The 22622-nt window shown below is 65.9% G+C and carries 21 protein-coding genes; 10 read left to right on the top strand and 11 right to left on the bottom strand.

Translation table 11 applies throughout. From position 1 onward, the window contains the following. Positions 1 to 78: 78 nt before the first annotated feature. Positions 79 to 1947, top strand: a complete 1869-nt coding sequence (pepF, locus tag ACZ1H8_RS10905; RefSeq protein WP_465181300.1) for an oligoendopeptidase F — start codon at positions 79 to 81, stop codon at positions 1945 to 1947. A 43-nt stretch (positions 1948 to 1990) separates the two neighbouring features. On the opposite strand, the gene ACZ1H8_RS10900 is transcribed toward pepF, so the two are convergent. Then, positions 1991 to 2587: an aspartyl/asparaginyl beta-hydroxylase domain-containing protein gene (locus tag ACZ1H8_RS10900; protein ID WP_465181299.1), complete on the bottom strand. Its 597-nt coding sequence runs from the start codon at positions 2585 to 2587 to the stop codon at positions 1991 to 1993. Between the two features lie 78 nt (positions 2588 to 2665). Here ACZ1H8_RS10900 and ACZ1H8_RS10895 point away from each other — a divergent pair, with 78 nt between their 5' ends. Continuing rightward, entirely contained in the window at positions 2666 to 3865 is a 1200-nt protein-coding gene (locus ACZ1H8_RS10895) for a sulfotransferase family protein (protein WP_465181298.1), read from the top strand. On the opposite strand, the gene ACZ1H8_RS10890 is transcribed toward ACZ1H8_RS10895, so the two are convergent. Beyond that, positions 3840 to 4901: a mannose-1-phosphate guanylyltransferase/mannose-6-phosphate isomerase gene (locus ACZ1H8_RS10890; RefSeq protein WP_465181297.1), complete on the bottom strand. Its 1062-nt coding sequence runs from the start codon at positions 4899 to 4901 to the stop codon at positions 3840 to 3842. The genes ACZ1H8_RS10895 and ACZ1H8_RS10890 overlap by 26 nt on opposite strands. A 233-nt stretch (positions 4902 to 5134) precedes the next feature. Here ACZ1H8_RS10890 and prsK point away from each other — a divergent pair, with 233 nt between their 5' ends. Further along, positions 5135 to 7171 carry an XrtA/PEP-CTERM system histidine kinase PrsK gene (gene prsK, locus ACZ1H8_RS10885; RefSeq protein WP_465181296.1) on the top strand — a complete coding sequence of 679 codons (2037 nt, stop codon included), beginning with the start codon at positions 5135 to 5137 and terminating at the stop codon, positions 7169 to 7171. After that, on the top strand, positions 7168 to 8532 hold the full coding sequence (prsR, locus tag ACZ1H8_RS10880) for a PEP-CTERM-box response regulator transcription factor (RefSeq protein ID WP_465181295.1): 1365 nt from the start codon (positions 7168 to 7170) through the stop codon (positions 8530 to 8532). The genes prsK and prsR overlap by 4 nt, the downstream gene beginning before the upstream one ends. Positions 8533 to 8544: 12 nt before the next feature. On the opposite strand, the gene ACZ1H8_RS10875 is transcribed toward prsR, so the two are convergent. The 3 genes from ACZ1H8_RS10875 to ACZ1H8_RS10865 all read right to left on the bottom strand — a co-directional run bounded on the left by ACZ1H8_RS10875 (position 8545) and on the right by ACZ1H8_RS10865 (position 11055). Continuing rightward, complete coding sequence (locus ACZ1H8_RS10875) at positions 8545 to 9861, bottom strand: sensor histidine kinase (RefSeq protein ID WP_465181381.1); 1317 nt, start codon at positions 9859 to 9861, stop codon at positions 8545 to 8547. A 171-nt stretch (positions 9862 to 10032) separates the two neighbouring features. After that, on the bottom strand, positions 10033 to 10704 hold the full coding sequence (locus ACZ1H8_RS10870) for a response regulator transcription factor (RefSeq protein ID WP_110151152.1): 672 nt from the start codon (positions 10702 to 10704) through the stop codon (positions 10033 to 10035). A gap of 33 nt (positions 10705 to 10737) precedes the next feature. Beyond that, on the bottom strand, positions 10738 to 11055 hold the full coding sequence (locus ACZ1H8_RS10865) for a hypothetical protein (protein ID WP_219994552.1): 318 nt from the start codon (positions 11053 to 11055) through the stop codon (positions 10738 to 10740). 100 nt (positions 11056 to 11155) lie between these two features. Here ACZ1H8_RS10865 and ACZ1H8_RS10860 point away from each other — a divergent pair, with 100 nt between their 5' ends. Next, positions 11156 to 12943 carry an ABC-F family ATP-binding cassette domain-containing protein gene (locus ACZ1H8_RS10860; protein ID WP_465181294.1) on the top strand — a complete coding sequence of 596 codons (1788 nt, stop codon included), beginning with the start codon at positions 11156 to 11158 and terminating at the stop codon, positions 12941 to 12943. Between the two features lie 18 nt (positions 12944 to 12961). Here ACZ1H8_RS10860 and ACZ1H8_RS10855 read toward each other — a convergent pair whose 3' ends face one another. Both ACZ1H8_RS10855 and ACZ1H8_RS10850 read right to left on the bottom strand, forming a co-directional pair. Next, positions 12962 to 13771 (bottom strand): ATP-binding protein, encoded by an 810-nt coding sequence (locus ACZ1H8_RS10855; protein WP_465181293.1) that lies wholly within the window; start codon positions 13769 to 13771, stop codon positions 12962 to 12964. 28 nt (positions 13772 to 13799) lie between these two features. Continuing rightward, positions 13800 to 14789, bottom strand: coding sequence for an LLM class flavin-dependent oxidoreductase (locus ACZ1H8_RS10850; protein ID WP_465181292.1), 990 nt, complete (start codon positions 14787 to 14789; stop codon positions 13800 to 13802). A 164-nt stretch (positions 14790 to 14953) separates the two neighbouring features. Here ACZ1H8_RS10850 and ACZ1H8_RS10845 point away from each other — a divergent pair, with 164 nt between their 5' ends. Next, positions 14954 to 15622: a pyrimidine 5'-nucleotidase gene (locus ACZ1H8_RS10845; RefSeq protein WP_465181291.1), complete on the top strand. Its 669-nt coding sequence runs from the start codon at positions 14954 to 14956 to the stop codon at positions 15620 to 15622. After that, positions 15619 to 16434: a 2,3,4,5-tetrahydropyridine-2,6-dicarboxylate N-succinyltransferase gene (gene dapD / locus ACZ1H8_RS10840; protein ID WP_465181290.1), complete on the top strand. Its 816-nt coding sequence runs from the start codon at positions 15619 to 15621 to the stop codon at positions 16432 to 16434. The genes ACZ1H8_RS10845 and dapD overlap by 4 nt, the downstream gene beginning before the upstream one ends. Before the next feature lie 47 nt (positions 16435 to 16481). Here the strand turns inward: dapD and ACZ1H8_RS10835 are convergent, their stop codons facing one another. After that, positions 16482 to 17195 carry a hypothetical protein gene (locus ACZ1H8_RS10835; RefSeq protein ID WP_465181289.1) on the bottom strand — a complete coding sequence of 238 codons (714 nt, stop codon included), beginning with the start codon at positions 17193 to 17195 and terminating at the stop codon, positions 16482 to 16484. 216 nt (positions 17196 to 17411) lie between these two features. After that, a complete protein-coding gene (locus ACZ1H8_RS10830) occupies positions 17412 to 17750 on the bottom strand; it encodes a transposase (protein WP_465181288.1) in 339 nt (112 codons plus the stop codon). Positions 17751 to 17826: 76 nt separating this feature from the next. Between ACZ1H8_RS10830 and ACZ1H8_RS10825 the strand changes: the two genes are divergently transcribed. The 3 genes from ACZ1H8_RS10825 (at position 17827) to ACZ1H8_RS10815 (ending at position 21211) form a co-directional block, all read left to right on the top strand. Continuing rightward, positions 17827 to 19026, top strand: a complete 1200-nt coding sequence (locus tag ACZ1H8_RS10825) for an IS256 family transposase (RefSeq protein ID WP_465181051.1) — start codon at positions 17827 to 17829, stop codon at positions 19024 to 19026. 284 nt (positions 19027 to 19310) lie between these two features. After that, the gene (locus tag ACZ1H8_RS10820; RefSeq protein ID WP_110151145.1) at positions 19311 to 20075 is read left to right on the top strand and encodes a tryptophan 2,3-dioxygenase; all 765 of its coding nucleotides are present in this window, start codon (positions 19311 to 19313) and stop codon (positions 20073 to 20075) included. Then, positions 20072 to 21211, top strand: coding sequence for a kynureninase/PvdN C-terminal domain-containing protein (locus ACZ1H8_RS10815; RefSeq protein WP_465181287.1), 1140 nt, complete (start codon positions 20072 to 20074; stop codon positions 21209 to 21211). Before ACZ1H8_RS10820 ends, ACZ1H8_RS10815 begins: the two co-directional genes overlap by 4 nt. 6 nt (positions 21212 to 21217) lie before the next feature. Here ACZ1H8_RS10815 and ACZ1H8_RS10810 read toward each other — a convergent pair whose 3' ends face one another. Together ACZ1H8_RS10810 and ACZ1H8_RS10805 are read right to left on the bottom strand one after the other, a co-directional pair. Continuing rightward, the gene (locus ACZ1H8_RS10810) at positions 21218 to 21649 is read right to left on the bottom strand and encodes a CoA-binding protein (protein ID WP_465181286.1); all 432 of its coding nucleotides are present in this window, start codon (positions 21647 to 21649) and stop codon (positions 21218 to 21220) included. Between the two features lie 2 nt (positions 21650 to 21651). Beyond that, positions 21652 to 22617 (bottom strand): Mrp/NBP35 family ATP-binding protein, encoded by a 966-nt coding sequence (locus ACZ1H8_RS10805; protein WP_465181285.1) that lies wholly within the window; start codon positions 22615 to 22617, stop codon positions 21652 to 21654. Positions 22618 to 22622: the final 5 nt, after the last annotated feature.

Raw genomic sequence — 22622 nt, 5'->3', positions numbered from 1 at the left:
CCCAACAAAGCACTTCCCATCACGCGCGATTCTGCGCAGATTGGTCGCATCGAGCGAGTTTTCCGGGGAAGCCAAGACATGACCGATCTATCGCGCCGCGAGGCGCTGACCGCTGCCGCGCTGGCAACGCTTGCCACCGCCGTACCCGCGAGCGCCGCCTGGGCGCAGGATGCCGGCAAGGCGGGCGCGCTGTGGGACCTGACCGAGATCTACCCGAATGAGGCCGCCTGGGATGCGGCGCGCAAGGGTGCGCTGGCGGCGCTGCCCGGCATCGCCAAATACAAGGGTCGGCTGGGCGAAAGCGCCGATGTGCTGGCCGAGGCGCTGGTGCTCCAGTCCGACCTGTCGAAGACCATCTCGCGCGTCTATGTCTATGTCAGCCTGAAGGGCGACGAGGATGTCCGCGTGTCGAGCTGGCAGGAGCGCCAGGCGCAGGCGATCGATCTCTACACCGCCTTCGGGGAGGCCACCGCCTGGTTCAGCCCCGAATTGCTGACGCTGGGCAAAGCGAAGGTCGACGGCTTCGTCACGGCCAATGCGACGCTGAAGCAGCGGTTCGATTTCTATCTCGCCAACATCGTCCGCCAGGCGGAGCACACATTGTCGGCGGAAGGCGAGGCATTGCTGGCCGGCGCAGGATCGCCGCTGTCGGCGCCGGGCGAGATCGCCGGACAGCTGCGTTCGTCCGACATTCCCTGGCCGACCGTCACCCTGTCGACCGGCAAGCAGGTCCGGCTCGACAGCCAGGGTTATGGCGCCAATCGCGACGCGCCCAACCGGGCCGACCGCAAGCTGGTGTTCGACAGTTTCTGGAAGGCGCATGGCCAGTTCCAGAATTCGTTCGGCGCCGCGTACAATGCCAAGGTGAAAGGCGACGTGTTCTATGCCAAGGCGCGCAAGTACAAGTCGTCGCTGGCCTCGGCCATTTCCGGCAACAACATCCCCGAGGCAGTGTACCGCACCCTGGTGGCCGAAGCGAACAACGGCCTGCCCCAGCTGCATCGCTATTTCGAGCTGCGCCGCAAGATGCTGAAGCTGCCCGATCTCGGCTATTGGGACATCTACCCGCCGCTGGTTGCGCTCGACCGCCCATTCACGCTGGACCAGATGCGCACGCTGACGCTCGAGGCGGTCAAACCGCTGGGCAAGGACTATCAGGACCAGATTGCCCGGGCGACCGCGGCGAAGTGGATGGACCCCTGGCCGCGCGAGGGCAAACGCCCCGGCGCCTATATGAACCCCGGCGCGTTCGATGTTCACCCCTATCTGCTGCTCAACCTGACCGAGAAATATGACGGGCTGAGCACCTATGCGCATGAATGGGGCCATGCGCTGCACTCGCTGCTGGCGAACAAGGCCCAGCCCTATGAGAAGGCGGATTATCCGATCTTCCTGGCCGAGATCGCCTCGACGCTGAACGAGGACCTGCTGGTCGCGTACATGCTGAAGAACGCCAGAACCAAGGAAGAGAAGCTGTTCTACCTTGGCCAGCAGATGGAGAATATCCGCGGCACCTTCTTCCGCCAGACGATGTTCGCCGAGTTCGAACTGAAGGCGCACGACCTGGCCGAGGCGGGCGAGGGCCTGTCGGGCGAGAAGTTCACCGCGGTCTATTTCGACCTGCTGAAGCGCTATCACGGCCCGAACGTGAAGCTGGAGGCGAGCTATGGCAATGAATGGGCCTATATCCCGCACTTCTACAACAGCTTCTATGTCTATCAGTACGCCACCTGCATCTCGGCCGCGGGCTATTTCTCGCGCGCGATCCTGAAGGGCGGTCCGAAGGAGCGGGACAATTACCTGTCGGTGCTGAAGGCGGGCGGATCGGACTATCCGACCGAGATCCTGAAGCGCGCCGGCCTCGATATGGCGACCCCGGCGCCGTACCAGGCGCTGATCGCCAACTTCAAGGACGTGCTCGACCAGGCCGAGGCGCTGATCGGATAAACCCGAGCGCGGCGGCGGCCCGTCGCCGCAGCTCTCGCGGCTGTCAGCCGGCGGTGAGCATGGCCTCGAGCCAATCGTTCATCTTCGCATCGATCACCAGATGGACGCGGTCGGTTTCGCCGCGATTGGCGACGCTGTGCGGGTCGAACAGGCGAAGGTACCAGGTCTCGCCGGGCAGCATGGTGACCGGCGTCCGGTTGACGAGAAATTCGACCTGCGGGTTGGTCGTCACCGGGATATGAATGCGAATCGTCCCGTGCTCGGCCGACAGGTCGTGGTCGTGATGCTCGAGGATGACCGATCCCGGCGTCAGCCGCATGAGCCGGACGCTGGTCAGCGGACAGTGGAACTGCGCCAGCACCTCGGCGAAATAGGGCGTCCGTGCCAGGAAGCGCGTATCGACGAACTCGGTCTCGCCCGGCGAGGAATAGATCATCATGATCGGATGCTTCGCGCTGGCCGCAGAGCGCAGCGGCAGCACGCTCCAGTCGCCATCGTAATTCTGCCGGACGAAATGGGCGATCCAGTCGTCGCCGTCGAACCGCGCCAGATCGGCGGCGAGACGATCGGCATCGAAATCGAGCGGGAGGCGGACGCGATCAGGGATACGCCACTCCTCGACATGCATGATCATTTCCATCGACTTCCCCCTGTTCCGGTGACGCTATCCGATGTCGGGACGATTGCAATGCGCGAGGCGGCGGGCGATGCAGGGACGATGAACAGCGAAGCCACATCGATCGCCCGTTTCCGAGACGCCATGCTTGCCGACGAGGCAGCGATGGCGCAGCTGGCCGAGCCTTTCGATCCCGCCGAGTTCGAAACCCGGGCGCTGGCCATGGCGGAAGCCAAGGGCATCGGACTGACCCTGGCGGAGCTGCGCGAGGAGACCCGGCCGGATCCGCTGGGGATTCGCGCGCTGATGCAGCCGCCGACCGCGATCGATCACTGGCCGCCACGCCCTTTCCTGCCGACGCGCGTTTCTCCGGACGCCGGTTTTGCCATCGACTGGACCCATTTCGGGGACGCGTCGCTCGACAGCCCATTCTACTCAGGATGCGTGCTCAAGCACGGATCGCTGCCGTTCAATCGCGCCTTTCGCGTGCGCACGAGCCTTGCGGGCCTGGTGGACGGGGCAGCGGATGCGGACAGTATCGCGCCGACCGGCTTCATCTTCCACATGTCGCGCTGCGGATCGACGCTGACCGCGCAGATGCTCGCGGCCAGCCCGGCCAATGTCGTGCTGTCCGAACCCTCGCCGCTCGATGCGATCGTCCAGATGCCGCAGTTCGTGCCCGACATCGCCCGCGATGCGCATGTCGCGGCGACCCGCGCGACGCTCAAGGCGCTCGGTCGCGACCGCGGCGGACAGGCGCACCGGCTGTTCCTCAAGACCGACAGCTGGCACATGTTCGCGCTCGACCTGCTGCTCGAGGCCTTCCCGGGCACGCCCTGGATCTTCCTGTACCGCGATCCGGTCGAGGTGCTGGTGTCGCAGGCGCGCATGCGCGGCGCCCAGACCGTTCCGGGGGTGATCGCCCCGCAGGTCTTCGGATTGGATCCGAAGCGGGTCGGGATCGCCGATGCCGACTATATCGCGCAGGTGCTGGCGCGCACCTGCCAATCGGCGATCGACCAGGTCGATCGCGGCGGGCTGATGGTCGATTATCGCACGCTGCCCGATGCCCTGTTCGATCGCATCCTGCCGCATTTCGGCGTGACGCTGGAACCGGACGAGCGCGCCGCGATGGAAGCGGCATCGAAGCGCGATGCCAAGGCGCCGCACGCAACGTTCAGCCAGGACAGCTCAGCGAAGCAGGCCGAGGCGACCGACGAGATCCGCGCCGCCGCCGAGAAGCATCTCGACGGCATTCATGCGCGACTTCTGGCGCTCAGTGCTTCTTCATCGCCTCGATAAGCTTCTTCACGTCCTGGCTGCGTCCGCGGGGAAGGACGAGGATGTCGTCACCGTGCGCGACCACGATCAGATCCTCGACGCCGACCAGCGCGACCCGCTTGCCCGCGCCAGCCCGGACGAGGCAGTTGGTGGTTTCGACCATCACCACATCGCCTGAGCAGACATTATTCTCGCCGTCGCACTGGCTGATGCCGTGCAGCGCGTCCCAGCTCCCGACATCGCTCCACCCCATCGCGACCGGCACCACCGCAACCCGGTCCGCCTTTTCCATCACCGCATAGTCGATCGAGTCGGACGGCGACGCGGCGAACAGGTCGGCGTCCGGATGGATGCGGCTGCCTTCGCGCCGCGCCGCCGCCATCGACGCACGCGCGGCCGTCAGGATGTCGGGCGCATGCTGCTCCAGCGCGGACAGGAAGGCGTCGGCGCGGAACAGGAAGATCCCGCCATTCCAGGCATGATCGCCCGAGGCCAGCATCGCCTCCGCCTTGTCCCGCGGCGGCTTCTCGACGAACCGATCGACGCGGTGGACGCCCGCGGCGATCGCGTCGCCGACCTTGATCCAGCCATAGCCGGTCTCGGGAGCGTCGGGGGTGATGCCGAACGTCACCAACCAGCCCTGTTCGACCAGCGGGAGCGCGGCGTGGATCGCGTCATGAAACGCCTCGACATCGGCAATGACATGATCCGAGGGCATCACCAGCAACGGATCGCCGCCATCGGCGGCGGCAAGCGCCGCCAGCGCGATGGCGGGCGCAGTGTTGCGACCCATCGGCTCGAGGATCAGCGCCTGGGCCGTCTCGCCGATTTCGCCGAGCTGGTCCTCGACCATGTCGGCATGCGCAGCATTTGCCACGACGATCGGCTTGCCGAACCGCTCGCGCCCGCCAGTGCGGCGGGCGGTAAGCTGGAGCATCGTTTCCTCGGCGGTCAGGGCCAGAAGCTGCTTGGGCCGTTCCGGACGCGATTCGGGCCAGAGACGCGTCCCCGATCCTCCCGACAGGATGACTGGGATGATCGGTGTCGAGTCCGGCATGCGTGATGGTCCTCAGCTTTTCGTAGGGTGATGATGGCGAATGCCCCCGGGGTCAAACTCGCTGGCCATGATTTCGTTTCCGATGCGATCCAAAATCACGACGTGTCGGATTTGTTTACACTTGGCCGTTAGGTTCGGCGTGCCATGACCCGCTCATCTATTTATCGTGTAAGCGATCTCCCGCCGCTGCGCCGCACCGCCCGGGGCGCGTCGTGCTCACGCGGGGCACACCGGTGACCGCCGGATTGATCTTATGGTCGCACGCGCTGGCCGCTTTTCTTTTCGGCTTGCTTGCGATCTGGTCCTGGCGGCGCGGCGGACGGGCGATTCCCGGGCGCCCGCTTGCCGTCGCGCTGGCGGCGACCGCGCTCTGGGCGTTGGCGGTGGCGGGCATCGGCGGCGCAGAAGCCGGTACCCGGATCGCCGAGTTGCTGCGCGATTTCAGCTGGCTTGGCTTCATGCTTGTACTGATGCGCCGCGACGGCAATCTGCGTCAGCCCGCGGCGCCAGGTGCGGCCTATAGCGCGATCGCGCTGATCTCGATCGTCGCGGTCGGGCTGCACATCATCGGCGCGACCGGTGCCACTCGTCCCGAACTGTCGAACGCTGCCTTGCTGCTGCGCATGCTGGCGGCGGTCGCGACCCTCGTGATGCTTCGTGCCCTGCACCAGGCGGTCGCACCGACCGCCAGTACCGGGCTGCGCTGGATCCTGACGGCGCTGGCAGGGCTGATCTTCATCGATCTCAACCTTTTCAGTGTCGCCTATCTGACTGCCGGCTGGCCGGAATCGATGGCCGCAATGCGCGGCCTGTGCATGATCATGGTCGCCGCGGCGATGGCGGCAGGGCTCCAGCGCAAGGACCGCTGGAGCGTCCAGGTATCGCGGACGATCGCCTATCAGTCGCTCTCGTTCGTGGCGGTCGCAGTCTATTTCGCAGTCCTTGCCCTCGCCACCAGCGCGATCGCGACCGTCGGTGGGTCGAGCGCCCGGATTCTGCAGACCGCCTTCGTCTTCGGATCGACGGCCGCCATATTGACGCTCGCCTCGTCCAGCTGGCTTCGAGCCTGGACCAAGGTCAAGCTGGCCAAGCACCTCTTCCGCCACCGCTATGATTATCGCGCCGAATGGATCCGCTTTACCGAGACGCTTGGCGCGCCCACCGGTACCGCCCCGCTCGACGAACGCAGCATCAAGGCGATCGCCGACCTGATCGACTCGCCGGGTGGCACGCTGCTGATTCCGGAAGGCGCCGGACTGGGCCATGGTGCGATCTGGAACTGGGACCGCGATACCACCGGCGCAGCGTCGGCGGCGCTGGTCCAGCATCTGGCGCATAGCGGCCGCATCCTCGAGCTGGACGCGCTGCGCCAGTCCGACAGCGTCGAGGCGGCGCTGGTGCCAGGCTGGATGTTCGAGCGTGCCGACGCCTGGATCCTGGTGCCGCTGCCGCATCAGCAGGCCCTTGCCGGCGCGATCCTGCTCTCCCGCCCACCGCTCGACCGGGCGCTGGACTGGGAGGATTTCGACCTGCTGAAGGTCGCAGGGCGCCAGGTCGGATCCTATCTGGCCGAACAGCGGGCGCAACAGGCGCTGGCCGATGCGCAACGATTCGAGGAGTTCAACCGGCGCTTCGCCTTCATCCTGCACGACATCAAGAATCTGGTAAGCCAGCTGACGCTGACCGCGCGCAACGCCGAGCGTCACGCGGACAAGCCCGAATTCCGCGCCGACATGGTCGAAACGCTACGCGATTCGGCAGAGAAGATGACCGGGTTGCTGGCCAGGCTGTCTCAGCACGGACCGCGCCGCGCCGAACCGCTTCGGCCGGTCGCGATCCTGCCGCTGGCCGAGCGCATCGCAGGCAACCGCCGGGCGCAGCACCCGGTCCTGGTATCAGGCGATGCGATCAGCGCGCTCGCCGATCCGACGGCGGTGGAGCAGGTGCTTGCCCATCTCGTCCAGAATGCGATCGACGCCAGCCGGTCGGGCGACCCGGTCGTGATCGCCCTGTCCGCCGAGCGCGGGCAGGCAATCATCGACGTCGTCGACCAAGGTATCGGCATGTCCCCGACCTTCGTACGCGACAAGCTGTTCCGGCCCTTCGTCTCGTCCAAATCCGGCGGTTTCGGGATCGGGGTCTTCGAGGCACGCCAACTCGTCGAGCAGATGGGCGGCCGGATCGACGTGACCAGCCGGGAGGGCGAAGGCAGCCGGTTCTGCATCACCCTGCCCGGCGCAACCGACACCTGCATGGAGCATGCGGCATGACAGAGACGACCCACCGGCCGCCGACCCTGCTGATCGTCGAGGACGATCTGGGCCTGCAGCGCCAGCTTCGCTGGGCCTATGACGGCTATGACATCGTGACCGCGGCGACCCGCGAAGAGGCGCTTGCGGCGATCCGCGCCGAGGAACCGTCGGTCGTCACACTCGATCTGGGGCTGCCACCCGATCCCGATGGCACCACAGAGGGCTTTGCGACGCTGGAGGCGATCCTCGCGCTTCAGCCCGATACCAAGGTGATCGTGGCATCGGGGCATGGCGCGCGCGAATCGATGCTGCGTGCGATCGAAATGGGCGCGTGGGATTTCTACCAGAAGCCGATCGACATCGATGCGCTGGGCCTGATCGTCGCCCGCGCCTTTCACGTCCATGCGCTGGAGGCGGAGAACCGGCGCCTCGCCCAACGGGTCGAAGGCAATGCGGTCCTGGGCGGGATGATCACCGCTGCGCCGGAAATGCTGAGGGTCACCCGCACGATCGAGCGGGTTGCCGCGACTGATGTGTCGGTCCTGTTGCTCGGCGCCAGCGGCACGGGCAAGGAGCTGCTGGCACGCGGGCTGCACGAGGCGAGCGGACGCAAGGGTGCATTCGTCGCGATCAACTGCGCCGCCATCCCCGAAACACTGCTCGAGTCCGAACTGTTCGGCCACGAGAAGGGCGCCTTCACCGGCGCGGTGAAGACGACCGAGGGCAAGATTGAGCTGGCGCAGGGCGGCACATTGTTCCTCGACGAGATCGGCGACGTGCCTCTCGCGCTTCAGGTCAAGCTTCTGCGCTTCCTTCAGGAACGGGTGATCGAGCGCATCGGCGGGCGAAAGCCGATCCCGGTCGATGTCCGAGTCGTTTGCGCCACGCATCAGGACATCGACGCGATGGTTGCTGAGGGCCGGTTTCGCGAGGACCTCTACTACCGGCTGGCCGAGATCGTGGTGCGCATTCCAGCGCTGGCCGAACGGCCCGGCGATGCCGCGCTCCTCGCCCGGCATTTCCTTCGCAAATATGCGACCTCGATGAACAGTGGCGTGCGCAGCTTCGCCCCCGACGCGCTGGCAGCGATCGACGCCTGGGGCTGGCCCGGAAATGTCCGCGAGCTGGAGAATCGCGTGAAGCGCGCGACGATCATGGCCGACGGCAAGTCGATCACCGCCGCCGACCTCGACCTGGCCGGGGCCGAGGACGAGGTGCTGCCGATCAACCTGAAGTCAGTGCGCGAAAGCGCGGATCGCAAGGCGATCCGCCAGGCACTGGCACGTGCCGAGGGGAATATCTCCGGCACCGCCCGACTGCTCGGGGTCAGCCGCCCGACCCTCTATGACCTGATGAAGGCCTATGACCTTCAACCCTGACAGAATCGACGCTCAGGCGGTGGGAGCGGCAGCCGGGAGGCGCAGGCGAACGAGAAGGCCGCCCAGGTCCTCGCTCTCCTCGAGGCTGACCGTGCCGTCATAGATTTCGGCGACGTCGCGCACGATCGCCAGGCCGAGGCCGGTGCCCGGCTTGCCCGAATCGAGCCGCACGCCGCGATCGAAGATGCGGATCCGGTCGGCCTCGGGAATGCCCATGCCGTCGTCTTCGACCAGGATCTCGGCGAAGCCGGCCTGCACGGCCGCCGTGACGAACACGCTGCCGCCGCCATATTTGGCTGCGTTCTCGACCAGGTTGCCAAGGATCTCGTCCAGGTCCTGACGCTCGATATGCGCGACAATGTCCTTCGCGCCGTCGATGTCGATTCGGACATTGGGGTAGAGCCGCGCGACCGCGCGCTCGACCGCCTCGATCGACGGCCAGACCTCGGCGCGGCTGTGCGCGCTGCCACGCCGACCGACCGCTCGAGCGCGGGCGAGATGATGGTCGATCTGGCGCCGCATCGTCCGCGCCTCGCGGATCACCGTTTCGGCCAGATCGTCCTGGCCGGCTGCGGCGGCGTTCATGATGACGCTGAGCGGGGTTTTCAACGCGTGCGCGAGGTTGCCGGCGTGGCGGCGCGCCTCTTCTGCCTGTCGGTCATTGTGCTCGACCAGCGCATTCAGCTCCTCGACCATCGGTGCGACCTCGGCCGGCATGCTGCCCTCGATCCGAGTGATCTGTCCGGCGCGCAGCCGCGATAGCTCAGCGCGAATCTTGCGAAGTGGGCTAAGCCCGAACCAGGTCTGAAGCGCGGCCATGAAGACGAGACCGAAGCCGAGTAGGAGGAAGCTGCGGATCAGCGTGCGCCTGACCTCGCCGATCTGCTCATCCAACGCGTCGCGCTTGTCGGTCACCTGGAATCGCCAGCGCACAGGCGAATTGGGCAGCTTCAGGTCGATTTCGGCGATACGCAGCTTTTGCTCGGGAAACTCGTCGCTGTCATAATAATGGATGTCGCGGTCGTTGTGGCTTGGATGAACCTTCAGCTTGCGGTCCCAGAGCGACCGCGAGGGAAAGGTCTCATATCCCTTGCCGCTGATCTGCCAATAGGATCCGGAATTGGGTTCGAGAAAGCTCTGGTCGGCGAGTTCGCGGTTCAGCCAGACCTCGCCGTTCGGACCGACTTCGGCCGAGACGATCATCGACTTGATCAGCAGTTCGAGCCGCGAATCGAAATTGCGCGTGACCGACGAGACCAACACCTTGTCGAGCGCATAGCCGCCGCCGACCAGCAGCAACAGGATCCAGCCCGCCGCGATGAAGATCATCCGGCGGCTGACCGATCCGGTCACCCTGACATAGGGGCGGGGCTGCGGCTCGTTATCGGCCACCGGAATTCAGACCTCCATTCGCCCCGGCGGACGCTCGGGACGGGTGAACGGGAGCCGGCAGACCGGCCGCCCCCCGAGGATACGCAAACCTTTGCGACGCGGAACCGGTCAGGCGACGCCCGCCGGCTCCTCGAGGCTGTAGCCGAGCCCGCGGATGGTGGTGATCACGTCGGGGCCCAGCTTCTTGCGGATGCGGGTGACGAAGACCTCGATCGTATTAGAATCGCGATCGAAATCCTGATCGTAGATATGCTCGATCAGCTCGGTCCGGCTGACGACCTTGCCCTTGTGATGCAGCAGATAGCTGAGCAGCTTGTACTCCTGCGCGGTAAGCTTGACCGGCTCGCCGCCCTTGGTGACCTTGCCCGAGCGGGTGTCGAGGCGAATGTCGCCGGCGATCAGTTCGGCCGAGGCATTGCCCGAGGCGCGGCGGATCAGCGCGCGCAGGCGGGCGATCAGCTCCTCGGTCTGGAACGGCTTGGCGACATAGTCGTCAGCGCCCGCGTCGAGCCCGGCGACCTTGTCGGACCAGCTGTCGCGCGCGGTCAGCACCAGCACCGGCATCGCCCTGCCCTCGCGCCGCCAGCGGTCGAGCACCGTCAGGCCGTCGATCTCGGGCAGGCCGAGATCGAGGATGACCGCGTCATAGGTCTCGGTCGAGCCGAGGAAATGACCTTCCTCGCCATCGGTGGCCAGGTCGACCGCATAGCCTGCGCCTTCCAGCGCATTCTTCAGCTGCTGGCCCAGATTCGGTTCGTCCTCGACGATCAGAAGTCGCATTGAATATCCTCGTCCTGCGATGCGTGGCTGCGCTTACCGGCCGCTCTGGCGGAGGATACGGCCACTGCGGCTGTCCACGTCCACCCAGATCACCGATCCATTGCGCAGGAATTTGAAGGTGTAAATGTCCGACGACGGGTCGAAGTCGAAACCCAGATACTGGGCCCCCTTCATCATCGGGATGACGCGCCGTTCCAGTTCGCGCACGGGCAGATTGTGCCCCGACTGGCGACGCTGGCGGGCCGCTTCCTGGCTGCCGTCCTGCCAGTCGCTGGCGTGCGATACGCCCACGCTGCCCAGCGCAAGCGCCGACAGACACGCACATAAAACAGGCTTGACCAGCATCGACATGGGGCATGGCATAGGGTTGCGGCATTGAATAGCCCCTGAACATCGGGGTCAGCCGCCTGTAACCTTGCCGTTGCGTCCCGGCGGCCCTAGGTGGCGCGGCATGGCTGCACCTGTGTTGAGTTATGAAGGCCTTGGCCTGGTCCAGGGTTCCGGCTGGCTGTTTCGCGGCCTCGACGTGCATATCGGCGCGCGCGACCGGCTGGCGCTGATCGGCCGCAACGGCGCCGGCAAGTCCACCCTGTTGCGGCTGATCGCCGACCAGATCGATTCCGACGAGGGCCGTCGCACGATCCAGCCGGGCACCCATGTGGTGATGCTGGAACAGGATCCCGACGTTTCGGGCTTTGCCACGCTGCTCGATTTCGTGCTGGCGGGCGACGATGCGCCGCAGCGGTACGAGGCGGAAGCGATCGCCGACCAGCTGGGCATCGACCTCTCGCGCGAAGCCTCGACCGCGTCGGGCGGCGAGCGCCGCCGCGCCGCGATCGCCCGCGCGCTGGCGCAGGATCCCGATGTCCTGCTGATGGACGAGCCGACCAACCATCTCGACATCGCCGCGATCGACTGGCTCGAATCCTGGCTGGGCCGCTACACCGGCGCCTTCATCGTCATCAGCCACGACCGTACCTTCCTCACGCGGCTGACGAATCAGACGCTGTGGCTCGACCGCGGGACGGTGCGCCGCGCGGAAATCGGCTTTGGCGGGTTCGAGGCATGGACCGATCAGGTCTATGCCGAGGAACAGCGCGCTGCGGAAAAGCTCGATGCCAAGCTGAAGATCGAGGAGCATTGGCTGCACCGCGGCGTTACCGGCCGCCGGCGCCGCAACATGGGGCGGCTGACCGCGCTGAAGGAAATGCGCGCCGAGCGCGCCGCGATGGAAGGGCCGCAGGGCGCGGCGAAGATCGCGCTGGGCGCCGACGACAACAAGACCAAGGTCGTCATCGATGCCAAGCACGTCACAAAGCGCTTCGGCGACCGGACGATCATCAAGGACCTGTCGCTGCGCATCACCCGGGGCGACCGGATCGGCCTGGTCGGCGCGAACGGCGCGGGCAAGACCACCCTGCTGAAGCTGCTGACCGGTGAGCTGGCACCCGATGAGGGCGAGGTCCGGCTCGCCAAGACGCTGGACGGCGTGATCATCGACCAGCAGCGCAGCCTGATGGATCCGGCGAAAACGGTACGCGACGTGCTGACCCAGGGCGGCGAGTGGATCGACGTGCTGGGAGTGAAGAAGCATCTCCACGGCTATCTGAAGGAGTTCCTGTTCGAGCCGACTTTGGCCGACGCGAAGATCGGCACGCTGTCGGGCGGCGAGCGGTCGCGCCTGCTGCTTGCGCGCGAGTTCGCGCGGCGATCGAACCTGCTGGTGCTCGACGAGCCGACCAACGATCTGGATCTCGAAACGCTCGATCTGCTGCAGGAAGTCATCGCCGATTATGACGGCACGGTGCTGATCGTCAGCCACGATCGCGACTTTCTCGACCGCACCGTCACGGTGACGCTCGGACTCGACGGGTCGGGTTCGGTCGATGTCGTGATCGGCGGCTATGCCGACTGGGAGGCGCGCCGCAAGCAGCCCACCGAGCCGAAAAAGCCTGTGGCGAAAGCCGCAGCTGCACCGGCGGCGGACGCCGCGCCAAAGAAGGTCACCAAGCTCAGCTACAAGGATCAGCGCGACTACGACCTGCTGCCGAAGCGGATCGAGGAGCTGGACGTGGAGATCGCCCGCGACGAGGCAGCGATGGCCGATCCGGCGCTTTACACGCGCGACCCGAAGAAGTTCGACGCGCTGATGAAGGCGGTCGCCTCGGCGCGCGACGAGAAGGATGCGGCGGAACTGCGCTGGCTGGAACTGGCGGAAATGGTCGAGGCGCTGGGCTGATAGCCGCCGGGCAGCGGCCTAGAGCCGCTTCCCCTCCCGCCCTGCCAGGTCGACGACATATTGCCATGCGACACGGCCTGAACGGCTGCCGCGCCGTGTCGCCCAATTGACCGCTTCGGCCGGATCGAAGCTCAGCCCATAGGCCTCGGCATAGCCGCGGACGATCTCGACATAGGTGTCCTGGTCGATGACGTGGAAGCCGAGCGACAGGCCGAACCGGTCGGCCAGCGCCAGGCTGTCGTCGATCGAGTCGCGCGGATTGATCGCGCTCGCCTGTTCGGCCAGGTCGCGCGGGATCAGGTGGCGGCGGTTGGAGGTGACGAGCAGCCGCGCATTGGCCGGCCGCGCCTCGGCCCCGCCCTCCAGCATCGATCGCAGCGCACGCGCGTCTCCGGCCGCATCGAAGCCGAGATCGTCGAGGAAGATCGCGAACGCCCGCGGCACCTTCGCGATCGCCGCGAACAATTCGGGCAATTGGTCGAGGTGTAGCGTCACCGCCTCGATCAGCGCGAGATTCCCGCCCTGCGCCTGGACCTCGGCGACCGCGCTCTTGACCAGCGCCGACTTGCCGGTGCCGCGCGCGCCCCACATCAGCACGTCCTGCGCGGCATGACCGCCGGCCAGGCGCGTGAGGTTCGCGACCAGCGCGTCGCGCTGCGCGTCCATGCCGTGCAGCATCGCCAGCGACAGCGGTTCGAACGCCCGCGCCGCGGTCAGCACATGCTCGCGCCAGACATAGGCCGGGTGGGCGAGCGGATCGGCCGCGGGCGGCGGCGGCGGAGCGAGGCGCTCCAGCGCCGCCGCGATACGATCGAGTGGGTCGGTCATCGCCCGCCGCTATAGGCAGGGAGGCGGTTCAAAGCGAGCGGATCGCCTCCGCGGTGATCGACAGGCTGCGCTTGCGCGCGTCATGGTCGTACATCGCGCTGGTGATCATCAACTCGTCGGCGCCGGTCCGGTCGACGAACGCAGCGATCTGCGCCTTGACCCGATCCGGCCCGCCGATCGCGCTGGCCGACAGAACCTGCGACAGCATCGCGGCGCCCTGCGGACCCAGCTGGTCGAGATAGCCGGGCACAGGCGGCGGCAGTTCGATGCCGGTGCCGGTCGTACGGATCGCGACGAAGGCCTGTTGCTGCGACGTCGCCAGCAGCTCCGCCTCCGCATCGCTGTCTGCGGCGAAGACGTTGAAGCCCAGCATCACGTGCGGCTTCTCCAGCGCCGCGGACGGGCGGAAGTTGCGGCGATACACGTCGATCGCCTCGTCGAGCAGGCCCGGGGCGAAGTGCGAGGCAAAGGCATAGGGCAGGCCCAGCGCGGCGGCGAGCTGCGCACCGAAAAGGCTGGAGCCGAGGATCCACAGCTTGACGTCGGCGCCCCCGCCGGGGACGGCGCGGATGCCGGTGCGCCCGTCATCGGCGAAATAGCTCTGCAGCTCCATGACGTCTTGCGGGAAGGCGTTCGCGTCACTGTCCAGCGTGCGACGGATCGCGCGGGCGACCTTCTGATCCGATCCCGGCGCGCGGCCCAGACCCAGGTCGATGCGACCGGGAAACAGCGCATCGAGCGTGCCGAACTGCTCGGCGATCACCAGCGGCGCATGATTGGGCAGCATGATGCCGCCGGCACCGATGCGGATCGTGCTGGTCGCCTGGCCGATATGGCCGATCACGACCGACGTCGCGGCGCTGGCGATGCCGGGCATGCCGTGATGTTCGGCGACCCAGTAGCGATTGAAGCCCAGCGCCTCGGCATGGCGCGCGAGATCGGCGGCATTGGCCAGGCTCTGGCTGGCGGATCCGCCCTGGAGGATGGGAACGAGATCGAGCAGGGAATAGGCAGTCATGGCCGGAAAATGGGGAGTTTGGTCTCGATTTGCTACCCAAGTTCATCCTTCAGCACGACAAGACGAAGCTTGTCGCCATGACGCGGTGGGCGCGACGCCCGACTGTCAGCCACTCAAGCGATCCTTCCTTGCGACGCTTGCCGCCTCCGCCTAAGCGCGCGGCCATGCGCCCCGAGCTGTCCCATGTCCGCAACTGGATCTTCGATCTCGACAACACGCTCTATCCGTCCAGCGCGAACCTGTTCGACCTGATCGATGCGCGGATCGGAGAGTATGTCGCCCGCCTGCTGCAGGTCGATGCGCAGGAGGCGCACCGGATCCAGAAGGCGTATTTCCATTCGCATGGTACCACGCTGGCCGGATTGATGGCCGAGCACGGCATCGATCCGCGGCACTATCTCGACGATGTCCACGACGTCGACATGGCGGTGCTTGAGCAGAATGAGATGCTGATCGCCGCGCTCGCCCGGCTGCCCGGCCGCAAGCTGATCTTTACCAATGGCGACGTGCTGTATGCCGGCCGGGTGCTCGGCCGTCTGGGCCTGGGCGAGACGTTCGAGGCGATCCACGATATCCATTCGACCGCCTATCGGCCCAAGCCCGATCCGCTTGCCTATGCCGGGCTGTGCGAGGCGTTCGACATCGATCCGCGCGAGAGCCTGTTCGTCGAGGACATGGCGCGCAACCTGAAACCGGCCAAGGCGATCGGCATGACCACCGTGTGGATCGACAACGGGTCCGAACAGGGCCCCGAGGCCGAACGCGACTTCATCGACTATACCATCACCGATCTCGGCCATTGGCTGCACGACATTCTGGAGGACAATTCGTGACCCTTGAATCGACCATCGATGCCGCCTGGGAGGCGCGCGCCGACCTGAGCATCGCAACGCAGGGCGAGGTGCGCGACGCGGTCGAACAGGCGCTCGCGCTGCTCGATTCGGGCGAGGCACGCGTGGCCGAGCCCGATGGCGAGGGCTGGCGCGTCAATCAATGGCTGAAGAAGGCGGTGCTCCTGTCCTTCCGCCTCAACGACAATGCGGTGATCGAAGGGCCGGGCGGCGCCAACTGGTTCGACAAGGTACCGAGCAAATTCTCCGGGTGGAACGAGGCGCGCTTCCGCGACGCCGGCTTCCGCGCGGTGCCGGGTAGCGTCGCGCGCCGCGGCGCCTTCATCGGCAAGGGCGCAGTATTGCTGCCCAGCTTCGTCAATATCGGCGCCTATGTCGGCGAGGGCACGATGGTCGACACCTGGGCGACGGTCGGCAGCTGCGCGCAGATCGGCAAGAACGTCCATCTGTCGGGCGGCGTCGGCATCGGCGGCGTGCTCGAGCCGCTCCAGGCGGATCCGGTGATCATCGGCGACGGCGCATTCATCGGCGCGCGCGCCGAAGTGGCCGAAGGCGTGCGCGTCGGCGAAGGCGCGGTCCTCTCGATGGGCGTCTATCTGGGCGCCTCAACCAAGATCATCGATCGCGCGACCGGCGAGGTCCATCGCGGCATCGTCCCGCCCTATTCGGTGGTCGTCCCCGGCAACATCGGCGGCGGCGACGGCAAGCCGGCGCTGTACTGCGCGGTGATCGTCAAGACGGTCGACGCCCAGACCCGCAGCAAGACCGGCATCAACGAACTGCTGCGCGATTGAGTCAATCGCACCGATCCGGGGCGGCATAGGCCGCCCCGGGGTCATGATCAGCGGAACGCTCCGGCCACACCGCGCGCGACGAAGCTTATGCTGCCTTCTCGACGCGTATGCACGTCATAGGCGATCATTACTTCCTTTTTTGCGGGGCCGAAAAAGGCTCCGGAGAAACGCCCATATGCGCCTTGGTCGGCATTGTCCCATTTGGCACTGGTCCATTCGCCTTCGAACGTGCCCGTCTCAGGGTTCAGCAACGCCTCTCCCGACATCTCACCCAGCCAACGTTCATATCTTGTGGCTATGAACGTTGGCATACCAAGTATCGTAATCTTAACACCAACCTTGCCAGTCGCTGGGTCCAAAGTAACATTAGGCGCGTTCCACATGTAGTATTTGAGCTCGAATGCGTTCGCCCCATAGATCTGCTCGGCATCGGCTTGGCTACTGCCCCTTTTGAACTCTAGTAAACCAGCCCCTGGAAGATCCGCAGAGGCAGTTTTAGCGCCATATACACACAGGACCCTTTTGCCGCCGATCGACAACGTATATCCTCGCGAATATTGCCCACCCGAATAATCCGAGTCGGTTGGCATGGCAGGGGCCGGCCGCTCATGAGGACTGAAAAATTCGAGAATATATTCTGTCCCGGAAACGCTATTCTGATAACGCTTGTTTGCGGCAATCCAGTCGGCGGGACCGAAGCTGCTGTCCAGCCCAGCGCCAGCGATCGACAGTGTCTGAGTGGCAGCGTCATAGGCGATCACCGGCCCACTCCCGTACGGGATCGTCTCCGGCGGCACCGACTTATTCGCGCCGAAGCGCGAACAGGCCGACTGGAAGTTCCAGTTACCCGTAAGATCGACCAGCTTGGTGTAGCTAAATGTGGGCGTCGGGATCGGCGTAGGCGTGGGTACGGGCGTCGGGGTCGGGGTCGGGGTCGGGGTGACTACCGTCCCGCCACCACTAGGTTGAATCGACAATCAGCACCAGAATGCGATGGCAGCGAGGTGGAGGCTGGCGAGGTAGTTCTGGGGGATGCGGTCGTATCGGGTGGCGATGCGACGCAGTTGCTTGAGCTTGCCGATGGTGCGCTCGATGCGGTTTCGCAGTTTGTATTTGGCGGGGTCGAAGGCGCGGGGCCTGGGCATGCAGGTGCGCTGGGGGATGATGGGAACGGCTTGGCTGGCTTCGATATGATCGAGGATGGCGTGGCTGTCATAGGCTCGGTCTGCGATGACGTGATGTGCGGGGAGGCCGGCAAGCAGCGGGATGGCCGAGCGGTCGTCGCTGGCATTGCCGCCGGTCAGAATGAAGCGCACCGGTCGGCCAAAAGTGTCGGGACTGTCAGGAATTCTGTGCGTGAGGCCATAAGATGGAATTGGAAGGACCATCGATATGGCGATCGACAAGGAAGTGCTGGACCAGCTGCTGGCTGGTCGGGATCCGCAGGAGCTGTTTGCGTCGGGGGGATTGCTTGACGAGTTGAAGAAGGCGCTGTCGGAGCGGATGCTGTCAGCGGAACTGGACGAGCATTTGGAAAGCGAAGGCGCCGAAGGCGCAATAAATCGGCGCAACGGCACGTCGCGCAAGACGATGCTGACGGGCACGTCGAAGGTGACATTGGACGTTCCACGCGATCGGTCTGGGACGTTCGATCCGAAGCTGATCGCCAAATATCAGCGCCGGTTCCCGGACTTCGACGACAAGATCATCTCGATGTATGCGCGTGGGATGACGGTGCGCGAGATCCGCGGGCATCTCGACGAGTTGTACGGGATCGACGTGTCGCCGGACCTGATCTCGACGATCACCGATGCGGTGCTGGAGACCGTCGCCGAATGGCAGGGTCGGCCGCTCGACGCCTGCTATCCGCTGGTCTTCTTCGACGCGATCCGGGTGAAGGTCCGCGACGAGGGCTTTGTCCGCAACAAGGCGGTGTACATCGCGCTCGGTATCCTGCCCGATGGCACCAAGGAGATCCTGGGCATCTGGATCGAGCAGACCGAAGGCGCCAAGTTCTGGCTGCGGGTGATGAACGAACTCAAGAATCGGGGCGTCGCCGATATCCTGATCGCGGTCGTCGATGGCCTGAAAGGCTTTCCCGAGGCAATCAATGCCGCGTTCCCGGAAACGATCGTCCAGACCTGCATCGTCCATCTGCTCAGAAACAGCATGAGCTTTGCGTCGTGGAAGGATCGCAAGCCGATCGCGCAGGCGCTGCGAAGCGTCTATCGCGCCGAGACGGCCGACGCCGGCCTGGCGGCTCTCGACGCGTTCGAGGCGGGCCATTGGGGCAAGCGGCACCCGGCGATCGCCCAGAGCTGGCGGCGGCACTGGAACCAGGTCATCCCGTTCTTCGCGTTCCCGCAGGGTGTCCGCCGGATCATCTACACGACGAACGCAATCGAGGCGCTGAACTCGAAGCTCCGACGGGCGGTGCGGACCCGCGGTCACTTCCCCGGTGACGATGCCGCGATGAAGCTGTTATACCTCGTCCTCAACAAGGCGGCCGACGAATGGAAGCGGCCGCCGCGCGAGTGGGCCGAGGCAAAAACCCAGTTCGCCGTGATCTTCGGCGAACGGTTCGTCATCTGATGACGGTAACCGGCCTCGCGCACAAAATATCGGACAGTCCCGGGAATCCTGAATGTCGATACAGCCTAGAACCACCACCCGAGCAGGCCGCGAGCGCAAGCGCGCTGATCAGCGCGCCGTAAAATTTTGACATCATTGTCCCCTTTGCCCTTGAATATTCTTGATCAGCGGCTTGCATGACCCGCTCAAGTCGAATGCACATTCGTTTAGCAAAGCGGACGATAAACCATCTCAAGCGGGAATATCGCGTGACGCCCCGGCATTCGCGGCGATAGAAGCGGGGCATGGCTTCCGACATGACCTATGGGCGCTATCTTGCGCTCGACGAGCTTCTTGCCGCGCAGCATCCGATTTCGGACCGGCATGACGAACTGCTGTTCATTATCATCCATCAAACCAAGGAATTGTGGCTGAAGCAGGCGATCGCCGAGATCCGCCTGGCGATCGACCTGATCCGCGCCGACAAGCCGGTCGAGGCCTATAAGGGCCTGGCGCGGGTCAGCCGGATCCAGGCGGTGATGACGCTGAGCTGGGACATTCTCGCGACGATGACCCCGAGCGATTACAGCCGCTTCCGCGAGGTGCTCGGCACGTCGTCGGGCTTCCAGTCTGACCAGTTCCGCGCAGTCGAGACGCTGCTGGGCGTTCGCGGCGGCGGGGTGCCGGGACCGTTGACCGACACGGTCGCGCAAAGCCCTAGCCTGTGGGACGAGGCCAATGCAGCGCTTGCCCGTGCGGGCTTCGACGTGCCGGTCGAGGCGCTGAAGCGCGACTGGGCGCGACCCTATGTCCCCAGCCGGGCGGTCGAGGATGCCTGGGCTGAGGTCTATCGCGACACCGAGCGCCATTGGGAACTCTATCAGCTGGCCGAGAAGCTGGTCGATATCGACGATGCGATGGCGACGTGGCGCCACAAGCATGTGCTGACGGTCAGCCGGGTGATCGGCATGAAGACCGGCACCGGCGGGACTGCGGGCGTTCCCTATCTCGAATCGACGCTGGTGAAGCGCGCCTTTCCGGAGCTTTGGTCGCTCCGTACCCAGCTGTGAGCGGGTACAAGCATCTGTTCCAGCGCGCGCTCGCCGCCGCGCCGGACCGGCTCCACTTCGCCGCGCACAGCCATCATCTGTGGCCCGATGCCTCGTTCCTCGGACAGATTGCCGCGTGGGAAGACGGCATCCGGCTGGCGGATCGCAAATGGGAACGGGTGATGGGCGAGATCTGGCCCGCCGCCCAGGCACAGGTTGCGGCCGAACTCGGCCTGCCCGATCCTGCTTCGGTGGTCTTCGCAGGAAACACGCACGACTTCCTGCTGCGCATCGTCTCGGCGGTTGGCCGCCATCCCGTCCGCATCCTGTCGACCGACAGCGAGTTTCACAGTTTCCGCCGACAGGCGACACGCTGGGTCGAAAGCGGTCGGATCGTGCTGGAAACGATCGCGGCAGGCGACGAGGCGCGCCTGATCGAGCGCGCCGCATCGGGCGAGCATGACCTGATCTTCGTCAGCCAGGTCTTTTTCGGCAGCGGCCGCCGCTTCGGCAGTCTCGATGCGCTTGCCGCACTGTCGCGGCCCGAGGGGCCGTGGGTCGTCATTGACGGCTATCACGGCTTCATGGCGGTCGAGACCGACCTGTCCCACATCGCCGACCGCGTCTTCTATCTCGCCGGCGGCTATAAATATGCGATGGCAGGCGAAGGCGTCGCGCTGATGCATGCCCCGCCGGACTTTGGCGCACGGCCCGAGATCACCGGCTGGTATGCCGAGTTCGACGATCTGTCGCTGCCGCCGGGTAGCGTCGGCTATGCGCCCGATGCGCGACGCTACATGGGCGCGACGTTCGATCCGTCGGGGCTCTACCGGTTCGTCGCGGTGCGCGACATGCTGGCGCAGGAGGGACTGTCGACCGCGGCGATCGGCGCGCATGTCGAGACGCTGAGAGCGCCGCTGCTCGAACGGATCGCCAGCACGGCGCTGCGCGATGCCGAACTGCTCAACCCGCCCGGGGCAAGCTCGCAGTTGCGTTTCCTTGCGTTTCGACACGATAAGGCCGCAGCGCTTCAGGCCGCCCTGATCGAGCAGGACATCGTCACCGATGTGCGCGGCGACGTGCTGCGCATCGGGTTCGGGCTGTACCAGACGAAGCGCGATGTCGAGGCGTTGCTGGCCGTCCTGTCGCGGCTGTGACGCCGATCAGTCCGCGATCGGTGCGAGCCCCAGCCGGGGAATCTCGATCGCGGGACAGCGGTCCATCACGACCTGGAGCCCAGCCGCCTCGGCACGCGCCGCAGCTTCCTCGTTAATGACGCCGAGTTGCAGCCAGACCGATTTTGCACCCGTGGCAATGGCCTCGTCGACCGCCTCGCCCGCCGCGATCGGGCGGCGAAAAATGTCGACCATGTCGATCGGCTCGCCGATCTGGCTGAGTTCGCGGAACACGAACTCGCCATGGATATGCTCGCCCGTGATCTGCGGATTGACCGGGATCACGCGGTAACCGTGCCGCTGGAGAAACGCCATCACGCCGTTGCTGGGCCGGTCGGGGCGGTCCGATGCGCCGACCAGGGCGATGGTGCGCACGCCTTCGAGCAGCGCCTTGATGTCCTCGTCCCGCGTCAGCGGCATGGTCAGCCTCCGTTCTGCCTCAGCCAGCCATCCACCTTGCCGGCAATCTGTGCGAACGAAGCGGCGCCCGGGCCGTTCCCGGCGGCGGGCGGCTCGCCCGCGTCGGACGCCTGACGGATTTCCAGTTCGAGCGGGATGCGACCGAGAAAGGCGATGCCGAGCTCGGCCGCCGCCGCCTCGGCGCCGCCGCGACCGAACGGGTCCGAGACCTCGCCGCAATGCGGGCAGGCATAGCCCGACATATTCTCGACCAGGCCGATGATCGGGACGCCCGCCTTGACGAACAGGTCGATCGCGCGGCGGGCATCGATCAGCGCCAGGTCCTGCGGCGTCGAGACGATCACCGCCCCGGCCGGCTTGTGCTTCTGGATCATCGTCAGCTGGACGTCGCCGGTGCCGGGCGGCAGATCGAGCACCAGCAGCTCCGACTGACCCCAGTCGCCATCGACCAGCTGGCCCAGCGCGCCGCCCGCCATCGGGCCGCGCCAGGCGATCGCCTGATCCGGCGCGACCAGCCCGCCCATCGACAGCAGCGGCACGCCGAACTTCGTCTCGACCGGAATCAGTGTCTTGTCGCGCGCCTTCGGTCGCACGCCCTCGACACCGAGCAGGCGCGGCTGCGACGGGCCATAGATGTCGGCATCGACCATGCCGACCTTGCGCCCCGCGCGCGACAGCGCGATCGCGAGGTTGGCGGAGACGGTCGACTTGCCCACGCCGCCCTTGCCGCTGGCGACCGCGACCATGCGCCGGGTGCGCCGTTCGCTGGTCTGCAGCACGCGAACCTCGTCGATGCCGGGCAGCGCGCCCGCGACGCGGCGGACATCGGCTTCCAGTTCCTCGCGCACCTCGTTGGACAGGCCGGTTACGTCCAGCACGATGCTGGCGCGCGCGCCTTCGACGCGCGCGGTCGCGCGGCCAGCGGTCAGCGGGGCAAGTTCGGCTTCGATCGTGCTTTTGTCCGTCATCGGGC

The organism is Sphingomonas sp. BL-S-25 (genome assembly GCF_055521555.1).
Note: the sequence above shows the minus strand (reverse complement) of the source record. Positions and strands in the feature narration are given on the sequence as shown.